Raw genomic sequence first — 14,928 nt, 5'->3', positions numbered from 1 at the left:
TTACCGTCCTTGAATATTAACACTAATTACAATTTTAATTTATGGATTTTACAAACCCGTTAGTATACGGTGTGCCAGTATTTATAGCTTTTATATTGGTAGAGCTTACCTATAGCAAAACACATGGAGATGATCATATTTATGAATGGAAAGATTTAGCCGCTAGTGGTTTTATGGGTATTGGCTCTGCAATTTTAGGGCCTCTTTTTAAAGTTATTTTTATGGTGGTCCTATTTAATGCTACCTATAATTTCTTTAATCCAGAAACTATAGATGGTGTGCGCACTAATATTCTGGGTTATCAATCCTTTGGTTATGCTTGGTATGTTTGGTTGCTTTGTATGTTGGCAGATGATTTTACGTATTATTGGTTTCACAGGGCTAACCATGAAATAAGAATATTATGGGCTGCACATATAGTTCATCATTCTTCAGATAACTTTAATTTGGGCACTGCTATTAGAAATGGCTGGTTCACTATTCTTTATAAGCCATTATTTTACATGTGGATGCCTGCCATTGGTTTTCCGCCAGAAATGGTAATCGTTTGCTTGGGTATAGAAGCGCTATGGCAGTTTCAACTCCATTCCCAGTACATTCCTAAAATGGGTTTTTTAGAAAAAATCCTTAATACACATACTATGCACCAGGTGCATCATGCACAGAACGTAGAATATTTAGATAAAAACCACGGCGGTTTTCTAAATATCTTTGATAAACTATTTGGTACTTGGAAAGAGTACGATGAAGAAATAGAGGTAAAGTATGGGGTAATACACGCGCCAAATTCTTACAATCCTATCGTTATTTTAACACATGAATTTAAAGACATCTGGAATGATGTTAAAAAAGTAGATAAGCTATCCCATAAATTAATGTACATATTTGGTCCTCCTGGTTGGAGCCATGATGGTAGCACAATGACGGTTAAACAACAACAGGCAGAGTTTAAAGAACATAAGAAAAAAGGGTTTGCTTTTAAGAGACCAAATTAACTAAAAATGGCGCGGATATTAACCGCGCCATTTTTAGTTTACCATGGTATCATTGAAATTTATAATAGCTTGTAAAAATTAATCCTTTATAGCGGTTCCTTTTAGTTTGTTGGTTTCATCAACAGCACTAAATTCAAAAGTATAAGAACTGTCTGTTGTTGTTAATATCTTAATATGTACAGCTTTTTCTTCAGACCTGTTTTTTGGATTGGTATTTTTTAAAATACATTCGCAATCATTTATCCACCTAACGGAACTAGTGTCTATATTTCCATTAAAATAGTCTATCTCAAAATTTTTGTTTCTGGTAAACTTAGTGTGCAGGGTATCCCCATTTACAACACTAGAAAAATTATAAGTTCCCGTTTGGTGTTTTTTGCAATCCCTTTCTGGTTGCTTTAAGCATGAAGTAAATAAATATATAAAGACAAGAGGGGTAAAGTACTTCATAATCTAGTTCTATTTAAGATTACAAAAATACCCTAAATTTTAGGCAAATAAGATTCAAACGTTCCATCCTCGTAAAAAATTACAATGTTTTTAACAGCTACTGAATTTCTAATGTTAATCTCATTTTTTGTCTTAATCTCTTTATTTGGCCCTTGTTCTTTTTCTTTATTTGAAATTGTATGCATAGTTCCCTTACCATATAAAAACCAATGTAGATTAATATCAGGAAAAGCTTCAAATAGTTTTAATATAAAATCAAGACTGGGTTTGTTTCTACCGGTTAAAATATGCGAAATGCTAGAGCGGGGCACCCCAATTTTATCGGCAAAGCTAGATGCGGTTTCATCGTAATAGGAAATTATATTTTTTATTCTATCTAACATAAATGTTTACAAATGTAAATTACCTGTAAATATCTAGAAAATTTATCAATTTATTTGAATAATATCAATAATTACTATTTAAATTAAAAATACATGTAAAATAATTTAATTAGCTGAAATATAACTATATAAATATTTGGATGCAGAAATAGTTACAATTGTAAACATTGAAATTCAGAAGTATGGATGCTGCCTTTTTCAATTTGATAGGAATGATTGTTTAAAATGTTCGGATTATTGTTTTTTTTGTGTCGATTATCGGTAAAAACTTACATTATACTCAAAAAACCATACATTTTATTATGTTATATTTCTTAATTAATTACTTTTACTGCAAAATATTTTAATAATGAGTAAAGTTAAGCTTGACGAAATAGACCATCAGATATTAGATATGCTGATTGACAATACGAGAACTCCTTTTACGGATATCGCAAAAAAATTGTTGATTTCTGCTGGTACTGTTCACGTTAGAGTAAAGAAAATGGAAGAGGCTGGTATTATAAAAGGCTCTTCCTTAACCTTGGATTATGTAAAATTAGGTTACTCTTTTATTGCCTACGTAGGTATCTTTTTGGAGAAAACCCACCAAACCAAATTTGTTTTGGAGCGTTTATCTCAAATTCCCTATGTGACAGTGGCTCACATTACAACAGGTAAATTCAATATCTTTTGTAAAATACGAGCAAGAGATACAACACACGCAAAAAATATAATTTTTAAAATTGATGATATTGATGGGATTAGTAGAACTGAGACCATGATATCTCTTGAAGAAAGTATCAACGACAAGAAGCGCTTAATGCATACAATTTTTAATGAGCTTTAAATTTGAAAGCATCAGATTTACCGGAAATAGAATATCCACAATTCTATAAACCTTATATAATTGCTTTAAAAGATTTGGAATTGGATCAAATTTTGGTTCATTCCAAATCTTCTTTTTTAGAAACGCTATCTCTTTTAAAAGAAACAGATTTAAATTTTAGATATGCTAAGGGAAAATGGTCTGTAGCAGAATTATTGATTCATATTATTGATACAGAACGTATTTTTCAATATCGGGTGTTAAGGTTGGCTCGTAATGATAAAACCAAATTACCTGGTTTTGAACAGGACGATTATATCAACTTTAGCAATGCTGAAAATAGAACGCTAGAAAGTTTAATACAAGAATTTGATGTAGTGCGCGATTCAAGCATTTTGTTGAAAGAAAGCTTGACCCAATCTTCATTAGAATACATGGGCAATGTAAGCGGTGGTTCAATGTCTGTTCGTGCAATACTTTTCATGTTGGCCGGTCATGTGGTCCATCATGAAAAAATATTGCGAGAACGTTATTTAAACCTTTAATCTGTTAAAGGTAAATCTACTTGACCTAACTCTTTATTTAATTCCGCTTCAATAACTTTATCAAAGTTTTCTATAAAGGCGGTAAGACTATTGCTGATTTTGACGAGGTAGATAGTATCTTCTGTTTTTATTTCTACGGCTTCAATTATTTCGCCATTTGGTTTTTTTAAGGTGTAGATGTCTTCATCACCATATCCATGAGGATATTTATCAAGTAATAAAGAAGCTGTTTTGTGGTCTAAATTCTTGTAACTTACTATTTTACGTTGCATGGTGTAATGTGGTTTAGGTTATACACCTAAGCTACTAAAAACCAACGTTTTCTATTTAATATTAGTTGTATAAGCCTAAATATTTGTTGGGAAACCTAGGGTAATTTGTAGTAAGTAAAAGCTTCATCTATCAATTCATCAGGAACTTTTATATCTACCACTGCATCTCCAATTTCATTTAAAAGAACAAAATTTATATTACCATGACTGTTCTTTTTATCATGGATTAATAAGGATTTGATTTTTGAAATTTCTTTAGTTGAAATATCCACTTTAGGGTAGAACCTTAGAAATGTTTCTTTTATTTCATCTAAATCTAATTTAGATAATCCAGTTAATTTGTGAGCTAGATAAGCTTCTAATATCATACCAATAGCAATAGCTTCTCCATGTAGCAAAGTATCTCTATTATTAGACTCTAGAAAAAAAGATTCTACAGCATGGCCAAGAGTGTGTCCAAAATTGAGTTTTTTACGAACGCCGTTTTCTCTTGGATCTTCGGTAATAATATCACTTTTAATGTTTACAGATTTGAGTATAGACTGTACATCCTTACTAACTCCATTACTTCTTAGTGTGTTCCAATATTCCCGATCAACAATCAATCCATGTTTAAGCATTTCTGCAAAACCACTTATAATTTCTCTTTCGGGTAAGGTTTTAAGAAAACTGGGCAAAACCAAGACCATTTTTGGTTGTCGAATTACTCCTATTTGATTTTTGAGAGGACCAAGGTCTACACCGTTTTTGCCGCCAACGGAAGCATCAACCATGGCGAGTAAAGTTGTGGGTATATTTATAAAGTCAATTCCCCTTTTAAAGGTACAGGCAACAAAACCGCCTAAGTCAGTTACAACACCTCCTCCTAAATTTATTAATAAACTTTTTCGGTCTCCACCTAAATCTGATAAAGATTCCCAAACTTTAAGACAGGTTTCTATATGTTTGTTTGGTTCTCCCGGTGCAATGGTGATTATAGCATCAACTTCGCCATCAAACATCTTATGAAATAATGGAAGGCAATACGTATTGGTATTCTGGTCTACCAAAACAAATATTTTGGAGTAAGTATTGGCTTTAATACTTTGGTTTAAAGCTTCTTTAGCAACCGCATCAAAATGTACCTCATGGGAGGTTGTAATTACAGACTGCATAGTTTAGTTTTATTTTCAAAGAAAGAAATATTTTGAAGATATATTTATGTATTCCTTGCTTATATTCGCAACTTTATTGAATGTGTAAAAATGAAGCAAATTTTTGAGGATACTTCAATTGCTTTTCGTCTAAAAAGCGATTCTGAATTAGAGCGAGCTTATTTTTTATTTAAACTAATTGCGAACCAACCTCTGGTTAAGATTGGTACAGCGGTGACCAACTTTGCATTGAATGCACATTTACCCGTTGAAGGTTTAATAAGAGCAACTGTTTTTGATCATTTCTGTGGAGGTGTAAATGAAAAAGATTGCATGTCTGTAATTGATAACATGTACGAAGCAGGGGTTTATTCGATTTTAGATTATTCTGTAGAAGGTAAAACGGTAGAGAATCAATTAGACCATGCCCTAGGAAAAATTTTAAAAGTTTTAGACTTTGTTAAGGAAAAGCAAGCCATACCATTTGCTGTTTTTAAGCCTACCGCTTTTGCGCGTTTTGGGTTATTAGAAAAGGTTAACCAGAAAGCCAATCTTTCTGAAGATGAAAAAGCTGAATGGCAACGCGTGGTAAATAGATACGATCAGGTTTGTAAAAAAGCACATCAGTTAGATGTTTCTTTGTTGATAGATGCTGAGGAAAGTTGGATACAGGAAGCAGCAGACACTTTAGCATGGGAAATGATGTTAAAGTACAATAAAGAAAAGCCTGTAGTTTTTAATACAGCACAAATGTACCGTTGGGATCGTTTGGAATTCTTAAATCGGTTATACCAAAATGCCAAAGAGTATGGTGTAAAAGTGGGTATTAAGGCGGTTAGGGGTGCTTATATGGAAAAGGAAAATAATAGGGCAGAAGAACATAATTACAAAAGCCCAATTTGCGAATCTAAACAGGCAACGGACATAAATTTTGATGAAGGCATTGTATTTATGGCAGAGCGTTTGGATGTGTTTACCATTTTTGCAGGTACCCATAACGAGGAGAGTTCTTACAAGCTAATGCAAATAATGGCAGACAAAGGTATTGATAACAGTGACCAATCCATATGGTTTGGTCAACTTTATGGTATGAGTGATAATATAAGCTATAATTTAGCAGCTAATGGCTATAATGCGGCAAAATACCTGCCCTACGGTCCCGTAAGAGATGTTATGCCTTATTTGATTAGAAGGGCAGAGGAGAATACTTCGGTTGCCGGACAGACCTCTAGAGAATTAGAGCTTCTTAGAAAAGAGCGAAATAGAAGGAAGATGTAGGGTTATGGCTTGTTTATGGTAACTTTATCTTTACAATTGGTTGCTTTGATTTTTTCGCCTTTATCATTTTCTATAATATAAAATTTACAAGGCTCGGCTTTGGTGTCACTGGCGCCAAAGTCAACATTGCCTTCCTCAAAAAAGGCTTTCCAGGCAATACTGTCGTTAGCCAGAAACTGTTGCATATTATCTTCATAAACAAATGTTTTGCTTCTAATGTCTTTTAACACCCTGCAATTGGGCAAATAACAAAAATCTAAAGATTTGCCGCCAGAAGTTTGCTTAAGAATAAAGACAAAGAAAACCAATCCTATAGACAGTCCCACAAGGTACCAGCCTAAACGTTTAATAAATCCGAACATTCTTAAAAAATCAAGAAATTAATATCATTGTACGAGAGTCCAAACCAATCGCCAACACTTTTGTTAGTTAAAATACCATGATACATATAAAGGCCATTTCGTAACCCACGGTCAAAGCGCAGTGAATTTTCTAATCCGCCATCTTCTCCTATTTTTAAAAGATACGGTGTAAAAATATTGCTTATAGAAATAGAAGAAGTTCTTGGATATCTAGACGGTATATTGGGAACACCGTAGTGTAAAACGCCATACTTTTCTAAAACTGGCTTTTTGTGGGTAGTAATTTCTGAAGATTCAAAACAACCACCCATATCAATACTTACATCTATGATTACGGCCCCCTTTTTCATATGCTCTACCATAGTATTGGTAACTACTACCGGTGAACGGTCCTTACCTCTTACGGCTCCAATCGCAACATCGCACCTTTTTAGCGCTTTAAGCAAGTTTTTGGGTTGTATGGTAGAAGTGTATACAGTCTGATTTAAGTTGGTCTGGATATTTCTAAGTTTTGTTATGCTATTGTCAAAGATTTTAATATTGGCACCTAAACCCAGCGCGGATCGAGCAGCAAATTGCCCTACGGTACCTGCCCCAATAATAACAACTTCAACTGGTGGTACGCCACTAATATTACCAAACATAAGACCATTGCCGCCATTAGAAGTAGCCATTAATTCTGATGCAATTAGTATGGAAGAAATTCCAGCAATTTCGCTTAAAGATCTAACGGCTGGGTACTTACCATCCTCATCTCTTATATATTCAAAAGCTATTGCTGTTATTCTTTTTTTTGCTAAGGCCTCAAAATACTTTTTCTCTTGTGTTTTAATCTGCAATGCAGAGATTATTATTGTTTGCGGATTAATAAGTTCAATTTCCGCCAAGGTAGGTGGCTCCACCTTTAAAATTAAAGGGCAGGAAAATACTTTCTTAATATCATTAGTAATTTCTCCGCCGGCATTGGTATAATCTATATCCGTATAATTGGCAGCTTCGCCTGCACCTGATTCAATTAAAACGCGGTGCCCGTTGGATGTTAATGCATTGACGGCATCCGGTGTTAAGCAAATTCTTTTTTCTTGATATTGATTTTCTTTAGGTAAACCTATAAAGAGCTCTCCTTTTTGTTTTAATACTTCTAAAGTTTCTTCTTGTGGTAAAAGTTGTTGTTTACTAAAAGGAAAGGGTTGGTCCATAAATCTATCGCACTAGGAAGACAAATTTACATTTTTTTTAAAAGGGCAGCTTTTTGTTGCTCTAGCTTTTCCCATTCTTTTTTAAGTGCTTCTTTTTCCTTTAAAAATTTTAATTCTTGGTCCATGGCTTTTAAATCAATACCATGCACATATTTATCCACTAATTTTAATCGAATAAAATATATGATAGGCGTGATTACCATGCTTATAGCAACAATATATAAAATCTCATTTTCGTCCATGATATTGGATTCGAATGTTAATACATAAAGAAGCTGAAAAGCATACATGGTAATTGGTAATATAATTGCATGATACCACCACTCTTTGCAGGTTATAAACCATATCAATAATAGCATCAATGGTACAAACTTCATTAGGTAGTAATAAATAGCATTATTAATATCATCAAAACCATTTGCGTCTATCTTTATACCAAAAAAATATATTTCTTGAATTCCATATGGGATGTATTTCCAAGCATAATGAAGTAAAGGAGATACAACAATAATGACTGAAATCAATCCTTCGATTAAAAATTTATTTCTAAGTGTGTTTTTTTTTGCCATATAGTAATGATAACTAAGAAACTTTAAAATTATTGTTCAAAAAAAAAGCTCCATACTAATGGAGCTTTTTAATTCAGAAAAGATGCAAATTAAATTTGTATTTGACCTTTTCTCTTGATGCTGGTTTCTTGTTTAACAGTGTCTTCGTTAAGAACTGTAGTTGAAACAGTCGCCATGGCTAAAAATGCTACAGCCATCATGCCAAATAATACTTTTTTAGTGTTCATCGTAATAAAAGTAATTGGTTAATAAATAAATTGAATCAATTCACAACAAATGTAGGAAAATATTTCACTTAAAAAGCGTTTAGTCGACATATTTAGCTTTTAAACGATAATATCATCTATTCATCGAGGGAATTTTTGTTGCTTTGAATATAGAAAAAATCTATTTAAGAAAAAATTAATACTCGATAGACCTTGTATTTTCATCGATAAACGACAGCTTTATAATAGACCTAACCGTTGGTAATAAATTAGCTATTACATCTGGCCATTCTATGAATACATATTTACCAGAATATAAATACTCTTCAATCCCTAAATCAAACGCTTCTTCTTCTGAGTTTAAACGATAACAATCAAAATGATATGCTATTATTTCACCATTTTTATTATGGTATTCATTAACAATTCCAAATGTTGGACTGTTACCTTGGTCAACCACTTCTAATTCTTTTAACAAATGTTTAATAGTCGTAGTTTTTCCTGCTCCCATTTCACCTTTAAAACATAGTACGTTATCATTAATATCCATTAATAACTTTTTGGCTATATTGGGTAGTTCGCTTTTATTAAAATTGATTTTTGGCATTTTACCTTGGGTCTAGAATAATAAATGGTACAATCATCTCTTCTAAAGATATACCCCCATGCTGGTACGTATTTCTATAATAACTAACATAATGGTTGTAGTTGTTCGGGTATGCAAAAAACAAATCGTTTTTAGCAAAAATATATGAACTACTTACATTTATTGCTGGCAATTGTATGTTTGCTGGGTTAGTTGCCGATAAAACATCTTTTTCGTTGAATGTTAGACTTTTACCGGTTTTATACCTAAGGTTTAGGCTTGTTTGTTTGTCGCCTATAACTTTTGAGGGTTGTTTAACATTAATGGTACCATGATCTGTGGTTATAATCAATTTTAATCCCAACTGTTGGGCTTGTTGTATAATTTCTAAAAGGGGACTGTTTTTAAACCAGCTTAAAGTTAAACTACGGTAAGCTTTATCGTCGCCAGCCAACTCTTGTATCACATCCATTTCAGTTTTTGAGTGCGAAAGCATATCTACAAAATTATAAACAACCACTGTTAAATCATTGTTTTTTTGACTATTGAAATTAGAGGCCAAATGTTTCCCTTGTTTTAAGCTGCTAATTTTATGGTATTCCCAATTAATATCTAGTCTCAGTCGTTTTAATTGTGCGCCTAAAAAGTCGGCTTCGTGTAGATTTTTCCCTCCGTCATCCGTGTCATTTTTCCACCAATTTGGATGTTTCTTAGACATTTCTAGTGGTGTTAATCCTGAAAAAATAGCATTTCTGGCATATTGGGTTGCCGTAGGTAGAATAGAACAATAGGCGTTTTCTTGTCTTTTTTTATAATGGTTGCTCAACGTTTCTTCAAATGCATACCATTGATCATATCTTAAATTGTCAATCACAACCAATAGGGTTTTGTCTTTTTCAATTTCAGGTGCAATTAAAGTTTTAAATAAGGTATGGCTTAAAATAGGTCCATTATTAGCAAACCAATCTGGATAGTTAGCATCTATAAATTTGCTAAATTGATGGTTTGCCTCAGTTTTTTGAGAATCTAAAATTTCGCACATACTGTTGTCCTCAATAGCTTCTAACTGAAGCTCCCAATACATAAGTTTTTTATATAAATCAACCCATTCTTCCCAGATATTGACCATAGCTAAGTCCATAGCTATTTTTCTAAACTCTTGCTGGTAGTTAGCAGTTGTTTTTTCAGAAACTAACCTAGAATGGTCTAAGTTCTTTTTTAAAGAAAGTAATATCTGATTTGGGTTAACCGGTTTTATAAGATAATCTGCAATTTTGCTACCAATGGCTTCTTCCATTATGTATTCTTCCTCGCTTTTTGTGATCATGACAATTGGCAAAGTGCTATCAATTAATTTAATTTCAGATAGGGTTTCTAAGCCACTAAGGCCTGGCATATTCTCGTCTAGAAAAACTATATCAAAATTATTTTCCTTTACTTCGGAAAGGGCTTCTTGCCCGCTCGGTGCGGTAATTACCTTGTATCCTTTTTTCTCCAAAAAAAGTATGTGTGGTTTTAACAAGTCAATCTCGTCATCGACCCATAAAATGATAAATTCTTTCATTTCCAATTTTAACTGTACTGTTCGTATTACTTTTTTTTGGTCTTGGTAAGGTGTGTAAAGAAACTACAACCATTTAAAGGAGTGTGTTATCTTTGTTAGGTAAAAATATAAACCTTGGCACAGACCAACAAGCTCAAAATATTTAATGACCCAATTTACGGGTTTATAGGCACGCCTAACGAACTTATTTTCAACCTAATAGCTCATCCTTACTTTCAAAGATTAAGGCGTATTAGTCAAATGGGGCTATCTTATTTGGTGTATCCTGGAGCGCACCATACTAGGTTTCATCATGCTTTAGGCTGCATGCACCTTATGCGAAAGGCAATTGAAATTCTCCGATTTAAGCAAGTTGCTATTTCTCAAGAAGAAGAAAACGCACTGTTGTGTGCCATTTTATTACATGATATTGGTCATGGCCCCTTCTCTCATGCATTAGAACACACTTTAGTTTTGGGTCATAGTCATGAAAGTCTTTCTTTGCGATTAATGGAGGAGTTGAATAAAGAATTCAATGGACGATTAACATTGGCAATTCAAATATTTCAAAATAAGCACGATAAGAAATTTTTAAATCAGCTAGTATCCAGTCAATTAGACATGGATCGGTTGGATTATTTAAGAAGGGATAGTTTTTACACAGGAGTCACCGAGGGTAATATAAGTTCTGAACGATTAATTACCATGCTTAATGTAAAAAACAATGAGTTAGTTGTTGAAGAAAAAGGACTGTATTCTGTGGAAAAATTCTTGATGGCTCGTCGTTTTATGTATTGGCAGGTTTATTTGCATAAAACAAGCTTAGCGGCAGAACAGCTTTTGGTGCGTATTTTGAACAGAGCAAGAGAACTTGCAGCTAGTGGCGTTCCACTAAATATTTCTAAAACGCTAGAGTTTTTTATAACCAGAGAAGAAGATGCCCTACTTGATCAAGATGCTTTGTTAATGTTTACCCAACTAGACGATGTAGATGTATTGGCTGCTCTTAAAGGTTGGCAGTTTCATGAGGATTTTATCCTTTCGGAATTATCAAAAATTATTTTGAACAGGAATTTATTGAAGGTAAAAGTCAAGAATAAGCCGTTTAATCAAGCAAAACTTAATCACAAAAGAGAATTGGTAAAAAAAGAATTTAATCTAGATGATTCACAAGTAGATTATTTGGTTTTCACGGGGGCTGTGGGTAATCAGGCCTATAACATAGAAAATGAAAACATTCATATTCTTTCCAAAAACGGAAAGTTGGTAGACGTTGCAAAAGCATCGGACCACTTTAATTTGGCGGCACTTTCTGAAAAAGTTACCAAATACTATGCGTGTTACCCAAAGATAAGCGTATAACAAATTTTCTTACTTTTGCGGCAATGAAATTTACAGCCACTCAAATAGCCGGCATTTTAGAAGGAGAGGTTCTAGGTAATCCTGAAATCACCGTTCATAAACTTTCTAAAATTGAAGAAGGGGAAAATGGTTCTTTAACCTTTTTAGCAAATCCAAAATATACCCATTATATCTATAGTACAAAGGCATCGGTTACCATAGTTAATAAAGACTTTGAACCAGAGCAAGATTTGAGTACTACACTTATTAAGGTTGAGGACGCGTACAATGCATTTTCCAAACTTCTGGAATATTACAATCAAGTTAAAAACAATAAAGTAGGCGTTGAAAATCCATCCTACATTGCAGAAAGTGCCACCTATGGAACCGATATTTACCTAGGGGCTTTTGCATATCTAGGAGAGAACGTTAAACTTGGCAATAATGTTAAAATATATCCTAATGTATACATTGGAGACAATGTAACCATAGGCGATAACAGTGTAGTTTTTGCTGGAGCAAAAATATATTCTGACTGTAGTATTGGTAAGGAATGTGTTATACATAGTGGAGCCATCATTGGAGCAGACGGATTTGGTTTTTCTCCAGATGAAAACGGTGTTTACAAAAAGGTGCCACAAACCGGCAACGTTATCATTGAAGATCATGTAGACGTTGGAGCGGGCACAACCGTAGATAGGGCAACCTTAGGTTCTACTATCCTTAGAAATGGAGTAAAATTGGATAATCAGATAATGATTGCCCATAATGTAGAAATTGGAGAACATACGGCGATTGCTGCACAAACGGGGGTTGCTGGGTCTACAAAGATTGGAAAACACTGCTTAATTGGTGGTCAAGTTGGTATTGTAGGCCATATTGTAATTGGAGACAGGGTTAAAATACAAGCACAGTCTGGTATAGGACGCAATATAAAAGATGATGAAGTGTTACAAGGTTCACCAGCACTAAATTATGGTGATTACAACAAGTCTTATGTACACTTTAAAAATTTACCAAAAATAGTTCAAAAGATTTCTGAATTAGAAAAGAGAACACAAAATGGAAGTCATTAAGACAAAACAAAAAACAATATCTAAACCAATTACCCTAAAAGGTGTTGGTCTACATACCGGTGAAGATGTAACTATGACGTTTTTACCTGCAGAGCCAAACATGGGATTCGCTTTTAAACGTGTAGATTTAGAAGGAGAACCTATTATAGAGGCAGATGCCAACTATGTAGTAAATACCCAAAGGGGTACTAATTTAGAAAAAAGAGGTGTTAAAATACAGACTTCAGAACATGTATTGGCAGCCTTGGTAGGCTTAGGTATAGACAACGTACTTATAGAGTTAAACGCTCCTGAACCACCAATTATGGATGGTTCTTCTAAATATTTTGTAGAAGCTTTAGAAGAAGCCGGTATCGTAGAACAAGACGCCGAAAGAGACGAATATGTGGTGAAAAATGTTATTTCTTACCGTGATGAAAATACCGGAAGTGAAATTACTATTATTCCATCAGATACATATCAAGTTACTACAATGGTTGATTTTGGTACCAAGGTTTTAGGTACCCAAAATGCCACTTTGGAAAAGATGTCAGACTTTAAGAAGGAGATTTCCTATGCAAGAACTTTTTCCTTTCTGCATGAGTTGGAAGCACTGTTGGAGCATGGTTTGATAAAAGGAGGAGATTTAAACAATGCTATTGTATATGTAGATAAAGAAATCTCTGAAAGCACCATGAAAAAGCTCGAAAAAGCTTTTGACAAAGAAAAACTGTCGGTTAAGCCAAACGGTATTTTAGATAACCTAACCCTGCATCAACCTAATGAGGCAGCCAGGCATAAACTTTTAGATGTTATTGGAGACCTTGCTTTAATAGGTACTCCAATAAGAGGTAAAGTAATAGCCAACAAGCCAGGACATTTTGTAAATACTCAATTTGCCAAAAAGCTAAAGAAAATTATTAAGCAAGAAAGGCGAAATAATGTTCCGGATATTGATTTGCACGCAAAGCCTGTGAAGGATATTCATCAAATCATGGATATGTTGCCACACAGGCCACCATTTTTGTTGGTAGATAAAATCATGGAATTGTCAGATAAGCATGTAGTAGGTGTTAAAAACGTAACCATGAACGAGCCCTTTTTCGTTGGGCATTTTCCTGGTGCTCCGGTTATGCCGGGCGTGCTACAGGTAGAAGCAATGGCGCAAACAGGTGGTATCTTAGTACTAAGTACGGTGCCTGACCCGGAAAACTATTTAACTTTCTTCATGAAAATAGATAAGGTTAAGTTTAAGCAACAAGTTTTACCAGGAGATACGTTAATATTTAAATGTGATTTAATATCACCAATTCGTAGGGGAATTTGCCATATGCAAGCCTATGCTTACGCCAATGGCAAGTTGGTATCGGAAGCAGAGTTAATGGCCCAAATTGTAAAAACTAAAGGAAATTAAGAGATGAATCAGCCATTAGCATATGTACATCCTGGGGCAAAAATTGCCAAAAACGTTGTAATTGAGCCTTTTACCACTATTCATAATAATGTCACCATAGGTGAAGGTACTTGGATTGGTTCCAATGTAACTATAATGGAAGGGGCGCGCATCGGTAAAAATTGCAACATTTTTCCTGGTGCCGTTATTTCGGCTATGCCACAAGACTTAAAATACCAAGGAGAAGAAACTACGGTGCATATTGGTGATAATACCACAATTAGAGAATGTGCAACTATAAATAAAGGTACCACAGATCGTATGAAAACGGTAATTGGAAACAATTGCCTTATAATGGCCTACAGCCATATTGCCCATGACTGTTTGGTAGGAGATGGGTGTGTGTTTAGTAACAACTCTACACTTGCTGGTCATGTAACCATAGGAGATAACGTTGTTCTGGCAGGTATGGTTGCCGTACATCAATTTGTGTCTGTTGGGCATCATGCGTTCGTTACGGGAGGTTCTTTAGTTCGTAAAGACGTACCCCCTTTTGTTAAGGCCGCTAGAGAACCACTTTCCTATGTTGGCATTAATTCAATAGGATTGCGTAGAAGAGGTTTTACCGCAGAAAAAATACGTGAAATCCAAAACATTTATAGAATTTTATATCAAGGAAATTATAATAATTCTCAAGCTGCGGAAATTATAGAGGCAGAGATGGAGGCAACTCCAGAAAGAGATGAAATACTTCAATTTATCCGTGATTCACAACGAGGAATCATGAAAGGTTATTTTAGCAACAATTAA

17 protein-coding genes are annotated in these 14,928 nt (G+C 34.1%); 8 read left to right on the top strand and 9 right to left on the bottom strand.

Going from position 1 to position 14,928, the window contains the following annotated elements:
- Nucleotides 1–41: 41 nt before the first annotated feature.
- Complete coding sequence (locus tag BUL40_RS07430) at nucleotides 42–995, top strand: sterol desaturase family protein (RefSeq protein WP_080318718.1); 954 nt, start codon at nucleotides 42–44, stop codon at nucleotides 993–995.
- A 78-nt stretch (nucleotides 996–1,073) separates the two neighbouring features.
- On the opposite strand, the gene BUL40_RS07425 is transcribed toward BUL40_RS07430, so the two are convergent.
- Together BUL40_RS07425 and BUL40_RS07420 are read right to left on the bottom strand one after the other, a co-directional pair.
- Nucleotides 1,074–1,445 carry a hypothetical protein gene (locus BUL40_RS07425; protein WP_010517094.1) on the bottom strand — a complete coding sequence of 124 codons (372 nt, stop codon included), beginning with the start codon at nucleotides 1,443–1,445 and terminating at the stop codon, nucleotides 1,074–1,076.
- Nucleotides 1,446–1,477: 32 nt separating this feature from the next.
- On the bottom strand, nucleotides 1,478–1,828 hold the full coding sequence (locus BUL40_RS07420; protein ID WP_080318717.1) for a helix-turn-helix domain-containing protein: 351 nt from the start codon (nucleotides 1,826–1,828) through the stop codon (nucleotides 1,478–1,480).
- Between the two features lie 349 nt (nucleotides 1,829–2,177).
- On the opposite strand from BUL40_RS07420, the gene BUL40_RS07415 reads away from it, so the two are divergent.
- Complete coding sequence (locus tag BUL40_RS07415) at nucleotides 2,178–2,657, top strand: Lrp/AsnC family transcriptional regulator (protein WP_010517091.1); 480 nt, start codon at nucleotides 2,178–2,180, stop codon at nucleotides 2,655–2,657.
- 2 nt (nucleotides 2,658–2,659) lie between these two features.
- Nucleotides 2,660–3,181, top strand: coding sequence for a DinB family protein (locus BUL40_RS07410; RefSeq protein ID WP_010517089.1), 522 nt, complete (start codon nucleotides 2,660–2,662; stop codon nucleotides 3,179–3,181).
- Here BUL40_RS07410 and BUL40_RS07405 read toward each other — a convergent pair.
- Both BUL40_RS07405 and aroB read right to left on the bottom strand, forming a co-directional pair.
- Entirely contained in the window at nucleotides 3,178–3,453 is a 276-nt protein-coding gene (locus BUL40_RS07405; protein ID WP_080318716.1) for a hypothetical protein, read from the bottom strand. The two genes, BUL40_RS07410 and BUL40_RS07405, sit on opposite strands and share 4 nt — an antisense overlap.
- Nucleotides 3,454–3,548: 95 nt before the next feature.
- The gene (gene aroB, locus BUL40_RS07400) at nucleotides 3,549–4,607 is read right to left on the bottom strand and encodes a 3-dehydroquinate synthase (RefSeq protein WP_080318715.1); all 1,059 of its coding nucleotides are present in this window, start codon (nucleotides 4,605–4,607) and stop codon (nucleotides 3,549–3,551) included.
- Between the two features lie 90 nt (nucleotides 4,608–4,697).
- On the opposite strand from aroB, the gene BUL40_RS07395 reads away from it, so the two are divergent.
- Nucleotides 4,698–5,864: a proline dehydrogenase family protein gene (locus tag BUL40_RS07395; RefSeq protein WP_080318714.1), complete on the top strand. Its 1,167-nt coding sequence runs from the start codon at nucleotides 4,698–4,700 to the stop codon at nucleotides 5,862–5,864.
- Nucleotides 5,865–5,866: 2 nt separating this feature from the next.
- Here BUL40_RS07395 and BUL40_RS07390 read toward each other — a convergent pair whose 3' ends face one another.
- The 5 genes from BUL40_RS07390 to porX all read right to left on the bottom strand — a co-directional run bounded on the left by BUL40_RS07390 (nucleotide 5,867) and on the right by porX (nucleotide 10,350).
- Nucleotides 5,867–6,226, bottom strand: a complete 360-nt coding sequence (locus tag BUL40_RS07390; protein WP_010517083.1) for a hypothetical protein — start codon at nucleotides 6,224–6,226, stop codon at nucleotides 5,867–5,869.
- Nucleotides 6,227–6,228: 2 nt separating this feature from the next.
- Complete coding sequence (locus BUL40_RS07385; protein WP_010517082.1) at nucleotides 6,229–7,425, bottom strand: alanine dehydrogenase; 1,197 nt, start codon at nucleotides 7,423–7,425, stop codon at nucleotides 6,229–6,231.
- 26 nt (nucleotides 7,426–7,451) lie between these two features.
- The gene (locus BUL40_RS07380) at nucleotides 7,452–7,994 is read right to left on the bottom strand and encodes a hypothetical protein (RefSeq protein WP_080318713.1); all 543 of its coding nucleotides are present in this window, start codon (nucleotides 7,992–7,994) and stop codon (nucleotides 7,452–7,454) included.
- Between the two features lie 402 nt (nucleotides 7,995–8,396).
- A complete protein-coding gene (gene tsaE / locus BUL40_RS07375; protein WP_080318712.1) occupies nucleotides 8,397–8,807 on the bottom strand; it encodes a tRNA (adenosine(37)-N6)-threonylcarbamoyltransferase complex ATPase subunit type 1 TsaE in 411 nt (136 codons plus the stop codon).
- Nucleotide 8,808: 1 nt separating this feature from the next.
- Complete coding sequence (gene porX, locus BUL40_RS07370; protein ID WP_080318711.1) at nucleotides 8,809–10,350, bottom strand: T9SS response regulator signal transducer PorX; 1,542 nt, start codon at nucleotides 10,348–10,350, stop codon at nucleotides 8,809–8,811.
- A gap of 114 nt (nucleotides 10,351–10,464) precedes the next feature.
- On the opposite strand from porX, the gene BUL40_RS07365 reads away from it, so the two are divergent.
- Genes BUL40_RS07365 through lpxA form a run of 4 tightly spaced genes read left to right on the top strand, consistent with a single transcriptional unit; the run spans nucleotide 10,465 to nucleotide 14,928 of the window.
- Entirely contained in the window at nucleotides 10,465–11,691 is a 1,227-nt protein-coding gene (locus tag BUL40_RS07365; protein ID WP_080318710.1) for an HD domain-containing protein, read from the top strand.
- A 23-nt stretch (nucleotides 11,692–11,714) separates the two neighbouring features.
- A complete protein-coding gene (gene lpxD / locus BUL40_RS07360) occupies nucleotides 11,715–12,746 on the top strand; it encodes a UDP-3-O-(3-hydroxymyristoyl)glucosamine N-acyltransferase (protein ID WP_080318946.1) in 1,032 nt (343 codons plus the stop codon).
- The gene (locus tag BUL40_RS07355; protein WP_080318709.1) at nucleotides 12,733–14,139 is read left to right on the top strand and encodes a bifunctional UDP-3-O-[3-hydroxymyristoyl] N-acetylglucosamine deacetylase/3-hydroxyacyl-ACP dehydratase; all 1,407 of its coding nucleotides are present in this window, start codon (nucleotides 12,733–12,735) and stop codon (nucleotides 14,137–14,139) included. The genes lpxD and BUL40_RS07355 overlap by 14 nt, the downstream gene beginning before the upstream one ends.
- A 3-nt stretch (nucleotides 14,140–14,142) precedes the next feature.
- A complete protein-coding gene (gene lpxA, locus BUL40_RS07350) occupies nucleotides 14,143–14,928 on the top strand; it encodes an acyl-ACP--UDP-N-acetylglucosamine O-acyltransferase (RefSeq protein WP_010517074.1) in 786 nt (261 codons plus the stop codon).

This window comes from Croceivirga radicis, assembly GCF_002072105.2.
GTDB lineage: Bacteria > Bacteroidota > Bacteroidia > Flavobacteriales > Flavobacteriaceae > Croceivirga > Croceivirga radicis.
This window is presented reverse-complemented; position numbering and strand designations above follow the sequence as displayed.